This is a genomic window from Antiquaquibacter oligotrophicus (assembly GCF_020535405.1).
Taxonomy (GTDB): Bacteria; Actinomycetota; Actinomycetes; order Actinomycetales; family Microbacteriaceae; genus Rhodoglobus; species Rhodoglobus oligotrophicus.
On sequence record NZ_CP085036.1, the window covers coordinates 2,866,195 to 2,882,994 of the forward strand.

Below are 16,800 nucleotides of genomic sequence, written 5' to 3' on the forward strand. Positions count from 1 at the left end.
TGCAAGAGTGAGTCGGTGAGTCGGGACCTTTCAGCGCGCGAGCCACTTCGTTCGGTCAGACTGTCTGCGGCGAGGGACGCGGGCCTCGTTGTTCTCGGCTACATACCGTTCGGTCTTGCCGCTGGCGCCGCCATGGCCTCGACCGGGGTCGATCCCGTGCTGGCCTTTCTCAGTTCGCCGCTGATCTTCGCGGGAGCGGCGCAATTGGCAGCGGTGCAATTGCTTGGCATGGGAACGGGAATCGCCCTTGTCGTCGCTACGGTCGCGATCATCAACGCTCGCCACCTGCTCTACAGCGCGGCACTCGCTCCGCACCTCGCAGAGTGGACTCCGCTGCAACGTTTCGCTGCCGCGTATCTGCTGGCAGACCCGGTCTACGCTCTTGCTGCAGCCCGGTTTGACGGTGAGGGCGGGGGAGGGGACGCCGATCGGAAGCGTGCCTACTACTTCACCGCCGGCCTGACGTGTCTCGTGGGGTGGACGGCTCTCGTCACCATAGGACTGGCCGTTGGCGGGCTCATCCCGGTGTGGGTGCCCCTCGAGCTGGCGATCCCGCTGACATTCCTTCTGCTCGCTCTGCCACTCATTCGCGACATGCCTGGGCTCGTCGCGGCAACGGTCGGCGGAGTGGCTGCCCTCGCAGCTCACGATCTGCCCTTCGGAGTGGGGATCCTCGTCGGCGCGGCTGCGGGGATCGCGGCGGGAGTTGTGGCGATGAATGTGAAGGACCGACGCGATGCATGAGCTGCTCGCCCTCATTGCATCGGGAGTAGTGACGTTCGCCTCTCGGGTGGTCTTCCTCGTCAACAGGAAGGTCCGACCTCCCCAGCGTGTCGCGAAGTACCTCCCCCTCATCGGCCCTGCCGTACTCGCTGCCATCGCTGTGCCCGGAATTCTCGCGCCGCGCGGTTCCCTCAGTCTCGCCGAAACGGTTCCGGCCATCGTGGCTGCCGTGGCCAGCTGGCTGTCGTGGCGCGCAAGCAAACAAATCTGGGTCGGTCTGCTCGCAGGCCTCGCGAGTTGGTGGGGAATCCTCGCGGTGCTCGCTGCGATGGGGGTCGACCGTTAGCCCGAGGTAGTCTCCGGGCTCAGCGCTTGTCCGATCGATCCCACAACCGCATCCAGTGGTGTACCGGATGCATCACGTCGAGCGCCGCTCGCGGGCAGAGTACGTGCGGCACCGTCGGTTCCTACCGCGAGTGCGGGAGACGGACCCGCCCAGGCGAGGCCGAGCACATCTTCGCCCTTGAGGAAGGCGTGCGCTCTCACGCCGCCCGTTGCGCGGCCCTTGCCGGGAAACTCGGACAGGTCGGAAACCTTCGCTCGACCAGCATCCGTGCCTGCAATCGTGGACGACGACGTCGATACTGTGGCCACGACGTTCTCGACTGCCGGATCGACGACTCCGAAATAGATGACGTTCGCACCGGCGGCAAGCGAAATACCCGCCATCCCTCCAGCCGCGAGACCCTGCGGACGGACCGTTGACGCGCCGAAACGGAGAAGCTGTGCGGAGGACGTGATGAACACGAGTTCCCGGTCGTCGGGGGCGAGGGCGGCACCGACAACATCATCACCGGGCTTCAGGCTCACGACCTCGAACTCCGGCCGCGAGGGCCACGCCCCCGGGGTCACCCGCTTGACGACACCCTGCCGGGTGCCAAGAGCAATCGGTATCTCGGATGAGAGCGGGACAAGCGCGACGATTGTCTCTTTCGCGCTGAGGGCGAGGTAGTCGGTGATGCGAGCGCCCGCGGCGAGCTGAATCGAGTTGGCGGGCACACTGGGAAGATCGACCGCCGTGAAGCGCACGAGTTTGCCGCTCGCCGTGATCGCACCGATCTCGGATCGTGTTGTCGTCACCACGCGTGATCTGATCGCGTCGTGTTTGCTGCGCCGGCGGGCTACCGCGGTCACAGGTTCTTCACCGATGTCGACGCGAATCGCTCGTCCTGTCGTCGACAGGAGCACCTCACACGGTGCATCGACGATCTCTAGCACGGGGGCGTTCTTCCGCGCCGATGACGTAGCGACGGAGGGGCGCGCCTCCGTGAGAAGGGTGCGTCGAGGTGTGCCGAACTTCTCGGCAACCTCATCGAGCTCTGCGGATACGAGAGCACGGATCCTCGCGGGGTCGGCAAGGATGGCCTGAAGCTCAGCGATCTCGGTGCGCAGGCGGTCACGCTCTGCCTCGAGTTCGATACGGCTAAAGCGCGTCAGTCGGCGTAAACGAAGTTCAAGGATGTAGTCGGCCTGGAGCTCACTGAGGTCGAAGACATCGATGAGCCTCGACTTTGCTTGCTCGCCGTCGTCGCTCGAGCGGATGACTTGAATGACCTCGTCGATGTCCAGGATCGCGACGAGGAGACCTTCGACGAGGTGGAGCCTTTCGAGGCGTCGTGCAAGCCGGTACTCGCTTCGGCGACGCACAACGTCGAGTCGGTGCTCGATATAGACCGTGAGGAGGTCTTTTAGGCCAAGCGTGCGGGGCTGACCCTCCACCAGTGCGACGTTGTTGATCGAAAAGCTGTCTTCGAGTGGGGTGAGTCGATACAGCTGTTCCAGGACGGCATCGGGGCTGAAACCCGTCTTGATGCCGATGACCAGCCGCATACCGTGTTTGCGGTCCGTGAGATCGGTGACGTCGGAGATGCCGTTGATCTTCTTGGCGTTGACGCCGTCCTTGATTTTTTCGATCACTCGTTCGGTGCCGACGAGATACGGAAGCTCGGTGACGATGAGTCCCGTCTTCCGAGCCGTAATCGGTTCGATGGACACGCGAGCTCGCGTTTTGAACGCTCCGCGACCCGTTGCGTAGGCGTCCTTGATTCCCTCGAGGCCGATGATCGTGCCGCCGGAAGGCAGGTCCGGTCCCGGCACGAAGCTCATGAGTTCGTCGAGCGTGGCATCCGGATTCTCGAGGAGGTGTCGCGCCGCGCCCACTACTTCGATGAGGTTGTGGGGTGCCATGTTCGTCGCCATGCCGACCGCAATCCCGGACGCGCCATTGACGAGCAGGTTCGGGAAGGCAGCAGGCAGGACACCCGGCTGCTGAAAGGAGTTGTCGTAGTTCGGAACGAAATCGACGACATCTTCGTCGAGGTTGTCGGTGAGCGCCAGCGCGGCCGCTTGAAGCCGCGCCTCTGTGTAGCGCGGGGCGGCTGGACCGTCGTCCAGTGAACCAAAGTTGCCGTGTCCGTCAATAAGCGGAACACGCATCACGAAGTCCTGCGCGAGGCGGACCATGGCGTCGTAGATGGGGGCGTCGCCGTGCGGATGCAGTTTTCCCATAACGTCGCCGACGACGCGCGAGGACTTCACGTGTCCACGATCGGGTCGCAGGCCCATCTCGGTCATCTGGAAGAGGATCCTGCGCTGGACCGGCTTCAGACCGTCTCGCGCATCCGGCAGGGCGCGTGAATGGATGACCGAATAGGCGTATTCGAGGAACGAACCCTGCATCTCGGCCGATACATCGACGTCCTCGATGCGTTCGCCAGCGGGCACGACTGTGGGGGGATTATCACGGGTAGCCATAAGATTGCCCCCATGCTACCGGCGCCCAAACCGCATGCGCCGAGCCTTGCCGACGTTCTGCCAAGTTGCCTCGCGAGCATCGGGGCGCAGCCGGGAACACTGGACCTGCCGCCCGCGGAGAAGGCGCTCGTCGTCCTCGTGGACGGCCTTGGAGCAGACGTGCTCGCGGCCCGCTCAGGGCACGCTCGCACCCTCGCTCGAGGCTTGGGTCGCACAACCATCATCGAGTCGGGGTTTCCTTCGACGACGGCCGCGGGTATCGCGTCACTCACCACGGGAGCATTGCCGGGAAGCCATGGGTTATTCGGCTACAGCGTGCTCGACCCTGTGCGTGACAGGGTTGTCAATCAGCTCAGCGGCTGGGACAGCGCCATGGACCCCCTGACGTGGCAGCCGCTTCTCACGCAGTTCGAGGTCGCGGTCGGCAACGGGTGGGATGCCGTGGCCATTGGGCCGCGACGCTACAGTGACTCGGGCTTCACGCGAGCGGTGCTGAGGGGAGCGCGGTACGTGGCGGGCGAATCGGTCGAGGATCGGGTGGACCGGGCGCTTGCGTGGCTGCGGCAGCCCGGACCGGGAATCGGGTACCTCTACGTTCCAGAACTCGATGTCGTCGCCCATGCGAAAGGGGTCGAGTCGGTCGAGTGGACGGCGGGACTGGAACTCGTGGATTTGGCAGTCCGGCGACTGGTCGGAGGTTTGGGGTCGCGAGACGGGCTTATCGTCACTGCTGACCATGGCGTGCTCGACGTCCCGCGGCACGCGCATGTCCTCGTTGACGAGCAGGAGGGCCTCCTCGACGGCGTACGGCACATTGCTGGCGAACCGAGGTGCCTCCAACTTCACCTCGATGAAACGGTTGACCTCGAGGTCGTCCTCGACCGTTGGAGGGACGCCGAAGGCAGTCGAGCGTGGATTGCCTCGAGAGCAGAGGTCGAGGCATCCGGATGGTGGGGCCCTGTGGCCCCGTCGTTGTCAGGTCGTCCCGGCGATGTCTTTGTGGCTGCGCGCAAAGCGGTCGCCTACTACGATTCGCGAACCGCCGGCTCTGCGCGATCGATGGTCGGTCAGCACGGCTCGCTCTCCCCAGCGGAGCTCAGAGTGCCGCTTCTGCGATTCGGAGCGTTCGCCTAGGCGGGATCCTCGTCAGGTCGAGCACCGAATACGATCTCGTCCCAGCTGGGCATCGACGCTCTGCCTTTCTTTCGCGCGGTCGGCTGAGGTGCGGTGGACCGCATCGACGAGTCGTCTTCCATGGGGGACAGAGGAACGTCGATTACCCGCACGGATCCCGTCGAGGGATGCTGCGAGCGGCCGCCATCGTCCGCGACGTCGCCTTCGACCATGGGTGCGGACTCTCGCTCACCGCGTCGACGGCGGAGTGCCTCGAGGAGATCTGCCGTCTGATTGCCGTGAACGGCCTCATCCATTCGAGCGCGTGCGATCGGCACCGGCTCGGGCGACGGAGAAACCGCCTCGGGTGCGCTGCTCTCGACGAGGAAGGCGCCGCTGTCGAATCGATCGCCCTCTGACGTAGTTTCTCCCGGAGCAACCGCGCGCAATCGAGGCACGAGTCCCGAGGCGGAATCGCCCTGCTGCGACAGCGTCACCGCTTCGGTGTTGAGCGGCACAAGCGACTGCTTCCGCGGGTCGAACTGCCACCGAGCATCCCGCTCGATTTGGTCTGCGATGAAGGACAGTTTCACGACCCAGCCGCTACCCGCTTCCTTCCAGCTTGCCCAACGCTCTCCGGAGCCTCCGAGGGCAGCCAGTCGTTGACGAATGACGATGCCGAACGTCGTGGGTTCTGCAAGCGGGTCATTGTCGGCGGCCGTTCGCACAGGGACGTCGAGCGCGGACTGGACCACAAATTCTCGTTCCGCAACGACAGGACCCTCAAACCGTTGGATGTAGTCCAGCGGTGCACCGGTGATCGCGGCGACGTCCTGTGCCGACATTCCGGACCGAATGTGGGCCTGAATGTCCTTGGGCGCGATCTTACGATCGGAGCCGATGTCTTGCTGGGGGATACGTAGTCTCGCCTGCAGCACATCCTCGACGGGGATGCTGTAACGCGTCCCTTCCGCGGACGCCACGATGAGCGAGGCCTCTTCGACCCCGATTACCCGTAGTTCTTGCATGCTGAACGACCTCCAGCCCTCACGACTCGGCTCAAGGATGACACGCACAGGGCACTATTCCCGGGAATAGAAAGGGCGTGCCGGAAGTTGGTGGGTGGGGTCGGATCGAAGCGGCAACAACGGTTTGCTATTCCCTACGGATTGATGCACACTGTCCCCGCCGTTTTCGATACGGCCCCCTCGTGAGTGGTGAATACAGAAGTGGAATGGCATGGCAACCGACTATGACGCCCCCCGGAAGACCGACGACGATTCTGAGTCGATCGAGGCACTGAAGGAGCGCGTTCCGGATAAGGCTTCGGCCTCGATCGATGCCGAGGATGCCGATAACCCGGGTAGCTTCGAGCTCGCTGGCGGCGACCTGTCAGACCTCGATGATCTTGACGTTGTGGTGCTCCCTCCGCAGGCCGACGAGTTCACGTGCGTCAGCTGCTTCCTGGTGAAGCACCGCTCGCAGATCGATCACGAGTCGAAGCTCGGCCCGATCTGCCTGGAGTGCGCCGCTTAGGAACTCGTTGATCGCACCTCGCGCACCACGCGCGCAAGTTCCTCGGGGTGACGCGACGACACGAGCCAGTACGGCGTCGGGTCGTTGTTGTCATCGATCGTCAGTCGAACGACGGGATCGACCCAGCCGCGAAGGAGCAGCCACGCTCGCGCGTCGAGTCCTGGGCCGCGCTGCCAGGTCGCATCTTCGCGGCGGTACACGCTCGTCTCGCCAATGAGCTCGATCGGGATACTCGCCTTCCCCGCACGAAAAACGCCGTCGACGACCGAGATGGTGGGCGATGCGGCGAGGAGAACCCCGATGCATCCGGCATACAGCACGAGTGCGACAACCACTCCCGCGACAAAGTTGATGGGGAGAAACACGAGAAGGCTCGCGGGTATCACGAGCGCAACCGCGACGAACATCCACGGGGCGGGCCACAAGCGCTCTCGGTAGGACGGCATACCTCCATTCGACCAGAGTTCCCTGCGGCGAGCGAACTGACGTGTCCAGACTTCTGCACTAGCCTCGATGCGTGGAATCACGTGTGGACGTCCTCATCTCGGCAGAGTACGTACCTGTCTACGCGCACCCGGGGGATGCGGGTGCGGATCTCCGGGCGGCTGAGTCGGTTGATCTGGCTCCCGGAGCCCGAGCGACTGTCCCCACGGGTGTAGCCATCGCCCTTCCCGACGGTTTTGCCGCTTTTGTGCTGCCGCGAAGCGGTCTCGCCGCCAAACACGGCATCACGATCGTCAACGCGCCGGGAACGGTGGATGCTGGCTATCGCGGGGAGATCCGCGTGACACTCCTCAACACCGACACCGAGGAGACGTTCTCCATTACCGCGGGGGACCGCATCGCGCAGCTTGTTGTGATGCCTGTCACCCGCGTCAACTTTGTGCCCGTCGAGACGCTCCCGGGCAGCCACCGCGGTGAGTCGGGCTTCGGCTCGACTGGCCGCCTCTGACCACCACCAGTGAGAAATCAGGAGACATCGTGACCGATACGGCGCCCGAAGCCGCTGAGCAGCCGAAGTCCGCTCCCACAGATCGCGCGAGTGCTGGCCCTCTCGACGAATCCGAGGCGAATCCGGTGCGACCCTACGTCGATCTGGGTGGCGTCAAAGTGCTACCGCGCACGGATCTCGCTCTTCGACTCGAGGTCGAGGAGGGCACAAAACGTGTTGTCGCCGTGAGCCTGGATTACGCCGGTTCGACGCTTCAGGTGCAGCCGTTCGCTGCGCCGCGTTCCAGCGGGCTGTGGCACGAGATCATGGCCCAGATTATCGAGCAGATCGACCGGCAGGGAGGCACCACCGTGGTGCAGCAGGGGCCGTTCGGTCCTGAGGTTGTCGCCCAGATTCCTGTGGCGGGGGCCGAGCCGCGGGCGGCGCGGTTCGTGGGAGTCGATGGCCCACGATGGTTCCTGCGTGGCGTGATTGCGGGGGAGGGAGTCTCAAACCCCGAGGCTGCAGCGAAGATCGAGGATCTCTTCCGTTCGATTGTTGTCGTGCGTGGCAACACGCCCATGCCGCCCCGCGACCTCATTCCGCTGTCGATGCCAGCCACGGGAGCTGGCGCGTGAGCACGCCCGACGACTCGAACGAGCAGTCAACTACCCCGAGCCTCAGCGAGAACCTCGCCATCGCTGCTCGCCGCTCCGGGCTGGGACGAGTTGCTCCCGGTGAGGCACCGAGCTCGCAGGCACTTCTGGCGGCAATGGGCGGTGTTCGCGGGATCGTGGAGTCGGTCTTACCGGGGGTTGGCTTCGTCGTTATCTACGCCATCACCGGGCTAGTGCTCCCGTCTGTGCTGATCCCCCTGGCCTTGGCCGTGGTGTTCATCATTGCCCGCGTGATCGCGCGGCAGCCCTGGACTTCATCAGTGGCTGGAGTACTGCTTCTCGGCGTCTCCGCGGGACTCGCTCTCATCACGGGGCGCGCGGAGGACAACTTCCTCATCGGTTTTTTCATCAACGGCATCTTCCTGATCGCTCTCGTGATCAGCATCGTGGTGCGTTGGCCGCTCATCGGAATCGTTGCCGCGCTCATCACGGGCGAGGGCACACAGTGGCGAGTAGACAGAGCAAAGTTCCGCGTCGCGCTCATCGCGACGATCCTGTGGTGCGGACTTTTCGCCACTCGACTGATCGTGGAGCTGCCGCTGTACTTCGCCGGAAACGCCGGGGCTCTCGCTACCGCGAAGCTCATTCTCGGTGTGCCTTTCTACGCTGCGATGCTCTGGGTGACGTGGCTCTTGGTGCGTACTGCGTGGTCCCGTCCCAGTGAGGACGAGGATGTCGCTGAGTCGGAAACATCGTGAGGTAAAGTATCTTGATGTCAAGATACTTTGATCGCTCATTCGACATATCCGTCATGATGCAGCGGTCTTAGGCTTACCTTGCTGGAACCCGTCGTTGGGTGGCCAGCAAGATGGACGCAGCCTCAGCAAGGGAGACCACCGTGTCATCAGTGAACAGCTTCGGATCGAAGTCCACACTCTCCGTCGGAGAGACCGAGTATGAAGTCTTCCGGCTTGACGCGGTGCCCGGTCATGAGCGGCTGCCGTTCAGCCTCAAGGTGCTCCTCGAGAACCTGCTTCGCACCGAAGACGGTGCGAACGTGACCAAGGCCCAGATCGAGGCCCTTGGCTCGTGGGATGCAGCCGCTGAGCCGAGCACCGAGATCCAGTTCACCCCAGCCCGCGTGGTGATGCAGGACTTCACGGGTGTTCCCTGCATCGTCGACCTCGCCACGATGCGGGAGGCGGTCACGGCCCTTGGTGGCGATCCCAACAAGATCAATCCGCTCTCGCCGGCAGAGATGGTCATCGATCACTCGGTCATCGCAGACCTCTTCGGATCCGAGAACGCCCTCGAGCGCAACGTCGAGATCGAGTACGAGCGCAACGGCGAGCGCTACCAGTTCCTTCGGTGGGGACAGACGGCATTCAACGACTTCAAGGTGGTCCCTCCCGGCACGGGAATCGTCCACCAGGTCAACATCGAGCACCTGGCCAAGGTCATCTACGACCGCACCGTGGACGGCGTGCTGCGCGCCTATCCCGACACGTGTGTCGGAACTGACTCTCACACGACCATGGTCAACGGTCTCGGTGTGCTCGGCTGGGGTGTCGGCGGAATCGAGGCCGAGGCCGCGATGCTCGGCCAGCCGGTGTCGATGCTGATCCCGCGGGTCGTCGGTTTCAAGCTCTCGGGTGAGATTCCGGCCGGGGTAACGGCAACCGACGTCGTCCTGACGATTACCGACATGCTCCGCAAGCATGGCGTCGTCGGCAAGTTCGTCGAGTTCTACGGTGAGGGCGTGGCATCCGTACCCTTGGCCAACCGCGCCACGATCGGCAACATGAGCCCGGAGTTCGGCTCCACTGCGGCGATGTTCCCGATCGACGACGTTACGCTCGACTATCTGCGCCTGACCGGGCGTAGCGAGGATGCCGTAGCTCTCGTCGAGGCCTACTCCAAGCTCCAGGGGCTCTGGCACGACCCTTCAGTCGAGCCGGTGTTCAGCGAGTACATGGAACTCGATCTCGGAACGGTCGTCCCGTCGATCGCGGGGCCCAAGCGCCCCCAGGATCGCATCCTTCTCTCGGAGGCCAAGTCCCAGTTCGAGCAGGACATCCTCAGTTACGCGACCCCGAGCACGTCAGAGGACATCGTGGACCTCGAGTCCAAGCACTCGTTCCCTGCCTCAGATCCGGGCGCTGTGCCTGGCGAGGAGGAGGACGAGACGCGTGAGGTTCACATCGCGAGTGGCGGCCCCGCAGCGGCATCCAATCCTGTGAAGGTGACAACGGACAACGGTTCGTACATCCTCGACAACGGCGCGGTGACTCTCGCCGCGATCACCTCGTGCACGAACACGTCCAACCCGTCGGTCATGCTTGCCGCAGGGCTCCTGGCTCGGAACGCGCTCGACAAGGGCCTCAAGCAGAAGCCGTGGGTGAAGACAACTCTCGGCCCCGGATCCAAGGTCGTCACCGATTACTACGAGAAGTCGGGTCTCGACAAGGCTCTGGAGGGCCTCGGCTTCTACACCGTGGGTTACGGTTGCACGATTTGCATCGGTAACTCCGGTCCTCTCATCGAAGAGGTTTCCGCGGCCGTCAACGAGCATGACCTTGCAGTCACAGCAGTGTTGTCGGGTAACCGCAACTTTGAGGGTCGCATCAGCCCGGACGTGAAGATGAACTACCTCGCTTCGCCGCCGCTCGTCGTGGCCTACGCCCTGGCAGGGTCCATGCACTTCGACTTCGAGACAGACGCTCTCGGCACGGACCATGACGGCAACGACGTCTTCCTTCGCGACATCTGGCCCTCGCCCGAGGAGGTGCAGTCGACTATCGACTCGTCGATCTCTCGCGAGCAGTTCATCAAGCAGTACGCCACGGTCTTCGACGGCGATGAGCGCTGGCGTAGCCTGCCCACTCCGGATGACGCGATCTTCCAGTGGGACGAGTCGTCGACGTATGTACGCAAGGCCCCCTACTTCGACGGTATGTCGATGGAGCTCACGCCCGTCACGGACATCACGGGTGCTCGCGTTCTCGCGACTCTCGGCGATTCGGTGACGACCGACCACATCAGCCCGGCCGGCAGCATCAAGCCGGGCACCCCGGCGGCCGAGTACCTCACCGCCCACGGCGTGGATCGCAAGGACTTCAACTCCTTCGGCTCGCGCCGCGGAAACCACGAAGTCATGATTCGCGGGACGTTCGCCAACATCCGTCTCAAGAACCTCCTTGTGAGTGCCGTCAACGACGGTGCGGTTGTCGAGGGCGGATTCACTCGCGACTTCACACAGCCCGGTGGACCGCAGTCCTACATCTACGACGCCTCTCAGAACTACCAGGCAGCGGCAACCCCGCTCGTCATCTTCGGTGGCAAGGAGTACGGTTCCGGTTCGTCCAGAGACTGGGCCGCGAAGGGCACGAGCCTCCTTGGAGTCAAGGCGGTCATCACCGAGAGCTTCGAGCGTATTCACCGCTCGAACCTCATCGGCATGGGTGTTGTGCCGCTGCAGTTCCCGGTGGGGGAGAGCTGGGAGTCGCTCGGCCTCGACGGAACCGAGATCGTCTCGATCGAGGGTCTGGAGGAGCTGAACTCCGGCGTCACCCCGAAGACGGTCAAGGTAACTGCCGCCCCCAGCGAGTTCTCTCCCGAGGGCAAAGAGACCGTCGAGTTTGACGCGATCGTGCGCATCGACACACCGGGTGAGGCCGACTATTACCGCAACGGCGGCATCTTGCAGTATGTGCTGAGGAGCCTCGTCTAGGGTTGGGTCATGAGCTTGCTCGAGGGAATCCACGGACCACGAGACCTCGATGATCTGAGTGTCGATCAGCTCACCGAGCTCGCTGCGGAGATACGCGAGTTCCTCGTTCGCGAGGTGTCGAAAACCGGTGGCCACCTGGGTCCGAATCTCGGTGTCGTCGAGCTGACGATCGCCATGCACCGCGTGTTCGACTCACCGCGTGACGCCATGATCTTCGACACCGGGCACCAGTCGTACGTCCACAAACTCCTCACGGGCCGGCAAGATTTCAGCCGACTGCGTCAGGAAGGCGGACTGGCCGGTTATCCGCAAAGGTCGGAGTCCATCCACGACATCGTCGAGAGCTCACACGCCTCAAGCTCGCTCTCGTGGGCTGACGGGATTTCTCGGGCATTCACCATGGTCGGCGAGGGTGATCGTCACGTGGTGGCCGTAGTAGGTGACGGTGCGCTCACGGGTGGCATGACGTGGGAAGCCCTCAACAACATCAGCGATGACAACAGTCGCAATCTCGTAATCATCGTCAACGACAATGGTCGGTCGTACGCCCCCACGATCGGTGGCATGGCGCACTTCCTCAATAACGTGCGCACGCGCCGCTCGTACCGCAACCTGTACTCGTCGAGCCGACGCCTGTTCGACAAGTTCGGCGCTCCGGGGAGGGCCTTCTACCGAGGCGTTCGCGGCGGCCTCCGTGGCTTCCTCGCTCGATTCAGCAACAACGAGGCCTTGTACTCAAACCTCGACATCAAGTACCTCGGGCCGGTCCACGGTCATGACGTTCGCGCGCTCATCGAGGTTCTCGAGCAGGCCAAGAACTACGGCGCTCCTGTGATCGTCCACGCGATCACAGAAAAGGGCAGGGGCTACGAGCCGGCGCTCATGGACGTGGCCGACCAGTTCCATGCGGTCGGGCAAATCGATCCGGAGACAGGCGAGCCCATCGAGGTGGCGAGCAAGCCGTCATGGACGAGTGTTTTCGCCGACGAGATCGTGCGGCTGGCCGACACCAATCCGCGGATCGTGGGTATCACCGCGGCAATGCTTCGCCCAACCGGCCTGCATCACTTGGCTGAGAGATATCCCGAGCGGGTACTCGATGTCGGGATCGCCGAACAGCACGCGGTCACGTCCGCGGCAGGGCTCGCATTCGGCGGGCTGCATCCGGTCGTCGCGGTCTATGCGACCTTCGTCAACCGTGCGTTCGACCAGATGCTCATGGATGTCGCGCTCCATCGCGCCGGGGTCACCTTCGTCCTGGACCGAGCCGGAGTGACCGGTCCCGACGGTCCGAGCCACCACGGGATGTGGGACCTCGCGATTCTGCAAGTTGTGCCGGGCATCCGTATTGCGGCACCGCGGGATGCGACTCGGCTGCGGGAGGAACTGGCCGAAGCGGTCGCTATCGAAGACGGACCGACGGTTATCCGTTTCTCGAAGGGCAGTGTCGGTACCGAGTACGACGCCGTGCGGCGAACGGACGATGGTGTCGATGTCCTGGTCGAGGCGCCACACAAGGACGTACTCATCGTCGCGGTCGGCTCCATGGCGAAGCTCGGCCTCGAGGTGGCACAGCGCCTTGCCGCTCAGGGCATCGGCGCCACCGTCGTTGATCCGCGCTGGGTGGTTCCCGTACCCGAAAGCATCATCGGGTTGGCCGCCGAACACCGGATTCTCGTGAGCATCGAGGACGGCGTCCGTGTTGGTGGCATCGGTACTCGTATTCGTCAGGATCTGCGTGCCGCAGGTGTTGACACGGCAGTCACCGAGCTGGGTCTGCCCGATGAGTTCCTCGATCACGGGAGTCGGGACTACATTCTCGAGCAGGTCGGACTCACGTCACAAGCCATCGCTCGCGATGTCGTGGCCCAAGTACTGGGAAGCAAAATCCCTGTCGCTCGCCCCCTCCCCGCCGACGTACCGGCGGAGAGGGAGACGAGCTACGACAACCCCTCGTAGAGACCGTTACGCGACGCCGCGGATGGGCGGGTGGTGGAACGTGTCCCCGAAGGCTCGCTCTGACGCACCGACACGGTCCAGGTACGGCGTGACGCCGCCCATCTGGAAAGGATAACCAGCGCCCAGGATCATGCAAAGGTCGATGTCTTCGGCGGCCGCGACGACCTTGTCCTCGAGCATCCGATGTATCTCATCGGCGAGACCGTCTTCGAAGCGCACCCTGAGCTCCTCGGCCGAGAGCGGTTTGGCATCGGCGGGGCGGTGCCGGTCGACTATTGCTTGAGCCTTCGGATCGATGCCTTTGACTTTGCCCTTGCCATCCTTCTCCAGGATGTGACCGTAGTCGGCGAGCTCGTGCAGTGCTGCACTTTCGAAGAAGCGCTCGGGGAAAGCAGCGTGATGTGTGTCGAGAACGTGCGCGCCAACCTTGAGCCCCACGAGCTCGAGCAGCACAAAGGGATCCATGGGAAGCCCGAACGGTCGAACTGCCTCGACGACCGTCTCGAACGACGTACCCTGCTCGACGGCGTGCATCGCCTCACCGAGCACCTTCGCGAGGACACGGTTGACGACGAAGCCGGGAGTATCGCGAGTGATAACCGCGTTCTTTCGGAGGTTCTTCGCCGTCTCCATGGCTGTCGCGAGCGCCGCATCCGTCGTGTGCGGGGTCTTGACGACCTCGATGAGTGGCATCACGGCGACAGGGTTGAAGAAGTGGAAGCCCACGACCCGCTCGGGGTTCTTGAGCTTCGCACCAATCTGCTCCACCGAGAGAGAGGAGGTGTTGGTCGCGAGGATGGTCTCGGGTGAGATGTACTGCTCGACGTCGGCGAAAACGGTCTGCTTGGCCTCGAGCTCCTCGAAGATCGCCTCGATCACCCAATCGCACTGAGCGAAATCGGCCTTGTCGGTTGTGCCCGTGATGAGGGCCTTGAGCCGGTTGGCTTCGTCGCCGGAGATTCGACCCTTCCCCAGCAGTTCGTCGATCTCACCGCGGATCCACGCGACACCTTCGTCGACACGGGCCTGATCGAGGTCTGTGATGATCACGGGCACCTGCAGGCGACGTACGAAGAGCAGTGCGAACTGGCGAGCCATGAGACCGGCGCCGATCACGCCCACCTGGGTTACCTTCTGCGCAAGTTCCCTGTCAGGAGCCCCGGCCGGCCGCTTGGCACGCTTCTGTACGAGGTTGAACGCGTAGATGCTCGCGCGAAACTGGTCGCCAGAGATGAGATCGGCCAAAGCCTCGTCCTCGGCCGCGAAACCAGTTTTCTTGTCGGTGTTCTTCGCAGCCTTGAGCAGCTCGAGTGCGCGGTACGGCGACTTCGCAACGCGACCGATGCGGCTTGCGAGCATCTTCTCGGCGATGCCGATGGCGATATCCCACTTGGCGACCCGCTCGATCTTGCCCGGCTCGTTCTTGCGCTTGACCTTGATCTTTCCGGAGATCACTCCGTCAGCCCAGCGGATCGAGTCCTCGAGGAAGTTCGCGGGTTCAAACATCGCGTCCGCGATGCCGAGTTCGAAGGCCTCAGGACCCTTGAGCATCCGGTTGTTCTTGAGCGGATTCTCGATGATGACCTTGAGCGCGTTCTCGATGCCGATCAGGTTGGGCAGCAGCCACGCGCCACCCCAGCCAGGGATGATACCCAGAAAAACCTCAGGTAGAGCCAACGCCGGAACCGAGCTGTCGATGGTGCGGTAATCCGCATTGAGCGGGATCTCCACACCGCCACCGAGGGCGAGTCCGTTGATGAACACAAACGACGGGACTCCGAGTTCGGACAGCTTCCCCAGTGCCCAGTGGCCCAGCTGAGCCATCTGGAGCCCTGTTTCGCGATCGGGGATCTCACTGACCTTCGAGAGGTCAGCGCCGGCAGCGAAGATGAACGGCTTACCCGTGACGGCGAGACCGGCGATCTCCCCCCGTGATGCCCGTTCCTTCTGCTCATCGAGGACTCCGGCGAACTCGAGAAGAGTCTGGGGTCCGAGAGTGTTCGGCCGCGTGTGGTCCTTACCGTTATCCAGGGTCACGAGAGCGAGAGTTTTGCCTCCTGAGAGGGGGATATCGCGAACGTAGGAGTGCGTGACGACTTCGTCGGTCGACAGCGCGGCAAGCTTGGCGAACCGTTCTGACGTGGCGATGGACATTACTTTGCTCCCTTGTAGTGCGGGTTCTCCCAAATGACACTGCCGCCCTGGCCGAGGCCGATGCACATCGCGGTGAGCCCGTAACGGACATCCGGTCGCTCGGCAAACTGAGCCGCGAGCTGAATCATGAGGCGCACGCCGGAGGAGGCGAGCGGATGCCCCATCGCGATAGCACCGCCCCACTGATTCACACGGGGGTCGTCGTCGTCGATTCCAAAGTGATCGAGGAGGGAAAGCACCTGCACGGCGAAAGCCTCGTTGAGTTCGAACAAACCGATGTCGTCGATGGTGAGACCAGCTTTGCGCAAGGCCTTCTCCGTCGAGGGCACGGGACCGATACCCATGATCTCGGGCTCGACCCCGGCGAAAGCGAAACTCACCATGCGCATCTTGGGGGCGAGCCCAAGTTCCTTTGCCGCGTCGGCGCTGGCGATGATGCTTGCCGTTGCTCCATCGTTGAGGCCGGATGAGTTGCCCGCGGTCACTCGACCGTGTGGGCGGAACGGAGTCTTGAGTCCGGCGAGGCCTTCCATGGTGGTCTCGGGGCGTAGCGCTTCGTCGCGGGTCGCGAGACCCCAGCCCTCCGCGCTTCGGATCGCCACCGGGATGAGGTCGGGCTGGATCTTTCCGGCCTCGTATGCCGCTGCGGCCTTGTGCTGACTCAGCATCGCGAAACGGTCGGCACGCTCCTTGGTGAGCTGTGGGAATCGGTCGTGGATACGTTCGGCCGTGTTACCCATGTTCAGGGCATCCGCGCTTACGAGCTTCTCCGCGAGGAATCGCGGGTTCGGGTCGGCTCCGAAGCCCATGGGGTGGCGCCCCATGTGCTCGACACCGCCAGCGATGCCAATGTCGTAGGCGCCAAAAGCGATTGCTCCCGCGATGGTGGTGACGGATGTCATCGCGCCGGCGCACATACGGTCGATGGCGTAACCCGGCACGGAGCGGGGGAGGCCTGCGAGAAGTGCGGCCGTGCGACCGAGGGTCAGCCCCTGATCTCCGGTCTGCGTCGTGGCGGCAATGGCCACGTCATCGAAACGTTCCTTGGGGATGGACGGGTTGCGTTCCAGTAGACCGATCATCGCCTTGACGACGAGATCGTCCGCTCTCGTCTCCCAGAACATACCCTTTTCGCCAGCACGCCCAAATGGTGTGCGGACGCCATCGACGAACACGATGTCACGTGTCTCGGCCACGGTGCCTCCCTTACGACTTCGTTGGTC

General features: G+C 63.5%; 14 protein-coding genes. 9 read left to right on the top strand and 5 right to left on the bottom strand.

Annotated elements, in window-relative coordinates:
• The first annotated feature begins 15 nt into the window (after window positions 1–15).
• On the top strand, window positions 16–744 hold the full coding sequence (locus LH407_RS14030; protein ID WP_322133363.1) for an AzlC family ABC transporter permease: 729 nt from the start codon (window positions 16–18) through the stop codon (window positions 742–744).
• Complete coding sequence (locus LH407_RS14035; protein WP_322133362.1) at window positions 737–1,069, top strand: AzlD domain-containing protein; 333 nt, start codon at window positions 737–739, stop codon at window positions 1,067–1,069. Before LH407_RS14030 ends, LH407_RS14035 begins: the two co-directional genes overlap by 8 nt.
• Here LH407_RS14035 and LH407_RS14040 read toward each other — a convergent pair.
• A complete protein-coding gene (locus tag LH407_RS14040) occupies window positions 1,066–3,537 on the bottom strand; it encodes a DNA gyrase/topoisomerase IV subunit A (protein ID WP_322133361.1) in 2,472 nt (823 codons plus the stop codon). The genes LH407_RS14035 and LH407_RS14040 overlap by 4 nt on opposite strands.
• A 12-nt stretch (window positions 3,538–3,549) precedes the next feature.
• Here LH407_RS14040 and LH407_RS14045 point away from each other — a divergent pair, with 12 nt between their 5' ends.
• Window positions 3,550–4,671, top strand: a complete 1,122-nt coding sequence (locus LH407_RS14045; RefSeq protein WP_322133360.1) for an alkaline phosphatase family protein — start codon at window positions 3,550–3,552, stop codon at window positions 4,669–4,671.
• Here LH407_RS14045 and sepH read toward each other — a convergent pair.
• The gene (sepH, locus tag LH407_RS14050) at window positions 4,668–5,678 is read right to left on the bottom strand and encodes a septation protein SepH (RefSeq protein WP_322133359.1); all 1,011 of its coding nucleotides are present in this window, start codon (window positions 5,676–5,678) and stop codon (window positions 4,668–4,670) included. The two genes, LH407_RS14045 and sepH, sit on opposite strands and share 4 nt — an antisense overlap.
• A gap of 211 nt (window positions 5,679–5,889) precedes the next feature.
• On the opposite strand from sepH, the gene LH407_RS14055 reads away from it, so the two are divergent.
• Window positions 5,890–6,186 (top strand): DUF4193 domain-containing protein, encoded by a 297-nt coding sequence (locus LH407_RS14055; protein ID WP_322133358.1) that lies wholly within the window; start codon window positions 5,890–5,892, stop codon window positions 6,184–6,186.
• Here LH407_RS14055 and LH407_RS14060 read toward each other — a convergent pair.
• Window positions 6,183–6,632: a DUF3093 domain-containing protein gene (locus LH407_RS14060; protein ID WP_322133357.1), complete on the bottom strand. Its 450-nt coding sequence runs from the start codon at window positions 6,630–6,632 to the stop codon at window positions 6,183–6,185. The genes LH407_RS14055 and LH407_RS14060 overlap by 4 nt on opposite strands.
• A 71-nt stretch (window positions 6,633–6,703) precedes the next feature.
• Here LH407_RS14060 and dut point away from each other — a divergent pair, with 71 nt between their 5' ends.
• From dut to dxs, 5 genes are all read left to right on the top strand, one after another.
• On the top strand, window positions 6,704–7,138 hold the full coding sequence (gene dut, locus LH407_RS14065) for a dUTP diphosphatase (RefSeq protein ID WP_322133356.1): 435 nt from the start codon (window positions 6,704–6,706) through the stop codon (window positions 7,136–7,138).
• Between the two features lie 29 nt (window positions 7,139–7,167).
• Window positions 7,168–7,755 (top strand): DUF3710 domain-containing protein, encoded by a 588-nt coding sequence (locus LH407_RS14070; RefSeq protein WP_322133355.1) that lies wholly within the window; start codon window positions 7,168–7,170, stop codon window positions 7,753–7,755.
• Window positions 7,752–8,492 (top strand): DUF3159 domain-containing protein, encoded by a 741-nt coding sequence (locus LH407_RS14075; protein ID WP_322133354.1) that lies wholly within the window; start codon window positions 7,752–7,754, stop codon window positions 8,490–8,492. The genes LH407_RS14070 and LH407_RS14075 overlap by 4 nt, the downstream gene beginning before the upstream one ends.
• A gap of 140 nt (window positions 8,493–8,632) precedes the next feature.
• On the top strand, window positions 8,633–11,464 hold the full coding sequence (gene acnA / locus LH407_RS14080) for an aconitate hydratase AcnA (RefSeq protein WP_407650589.1): 2,832 nt from the start codon (window positions 8,633–8,635) through the stop codon (window positions 11,462–11,464).
• Window positions 11,465–11,473: 9 nt separating this feature from the next.
• A complete protein-coding gene (gene dxs / locus LH407_RS14085) occupies window positions 11,474–13,423 on the top strand; it encodes a 1-deoxy-D-xylulose-5-phosphate synthase (RefSeq protein ID WP_322133352.1) in 1,950 nt (649 codons plus the stop codon).
• Window positions 13,424–13,429: 6 nt separating this feature from the next.
• On the opposite strand, the gene LH407_RS14090 is transcribed toward dxs, so the two are convergent.
• Both LH407_RS14090 and LH407_RS14095 read right to left on the bottom strand, forming a co-directional pair.
• Window positions 13,430–15,577, bottom strand: a complete 2,148-nt coding sequence (locus tag LH407_RS14090; protein ID WP_322133351.1) for a 3-hydroxyacyl-CoA dehydrogenase NAD-binding domain-containing protein — start codon at window positions 15,575–15,577, stop codon at window positions 13,430–13,432.
• Window positions 15,577–16,773, bottom strand: a complete 1,197-nt coding sequence (locus LH407_RS14095; RefSeq protein ID WP_322133350.1) for a thiolase family protein — start codon at window positions 16,771–16,773, stop codon at window positions 15,577–15,579. Before LH407_RS14095 ends, LH407_RS14090 begins: the two co-directional genes overlap by 1 nt.
• Window positions 16,774–16,800: the final 27 nt, after the last annotated feature.